The organism is Pseudoalteromonas sp. SIMBA_162, assembly GCF_046535955.1.
Lineage (GTDB): Bacteria > Pseudomonadota > Gammaproteobacteria > Enterobacterales > Alteromonadaceae > Pseudoalteromonas > Pseudoalteromonas marina.
Genome location: NZ_JAWJBQ010000815.1, coordinates 1 through 252 on the forward strand (window position 1 = coordinate 1; position 252 = coordinate 252).

The 252-nt window shown below is 57.9% G+C and carries 1 protein-coding gene; it reads left to right on the plus strand.

Annotated features, from left to right (window positions below):
- Window positions 1-59: 59 nt before the first annotated feature.
- On the plus strand, window positions 60-252 hold a 193-nt coding region (locus R0J88_RS21950), incomplete at its 3' end, for a hypothetical protein (RefSeq protein WP_410901170.1).

Consider the following 252-nt stretch of genomic DNA (forward strand, 5'->3'; position numbering starts at 1 on the left):
GTTCTGAGTCCGGTGGCCGATAGACGTGATACTTCTCTCATGGATCGGGGTATCGCGTAGTGATGACAATAAAAAAGCGTCTGGCCCGCGCCAGTGTCGGCAGCAAGCTCGCCTTGCTGGTATTGCTGTTGATGATGGCGGCCTTCACGGCGCTGGGCCTGGTGTTCTCGACGGCTAGCAAGATGCAGGTAGAAGAGGGCACCGAACGCGCTCTCGCTCAGCAGCAGCAACAGATCACCAACACCATCGAGC